Raw genomic sequence first — 234 nt, forward strand, 5'->3', positions numbered from 1 at the left:
TTTCGATAATCCCCTCGGAAAGCGAAAAACCGAGCGCAAAGTACTCAAGGTCTTTGGGCGACGCCATCATCACCACATGCGAAATGCCGTTGTAGACCAGCGCAACGGGAACTTCTTCCGCGACCTCATCTAACCGTGGGTGTTGTAAATCATCACGCCGCCATAACTCAATTTGACGAACACCTGTGATATTTGTCACATTTTCGATTTCTTTTCGCTGTGTTTTTTTCACTT

1 protein-coding gene is annotated in these 234 nt (G+C 46.6%); it reads right to left on the minus strand.

The features are described 5' to 3' along the window. Nucleotides 1–234, minus strand: a 234-nt coding sequence (locus QP548_RS16935; RefSeq protein ID WP_284905668.1) for a formate dehydrogenase accessory sulfurtransferase FdhD, incomplete at both ends; no start/stop codon positions are given.

The sequence above is a fragment of the Clostridium sp. UMB9555A genome (genome assembly GCF_030222355.1).
Classification (GTDB): Bacteria; Bacillota; Clostridia; order Clostridiales; family Clostridiaceae; genus Sarcina; species Sarcina perfringens.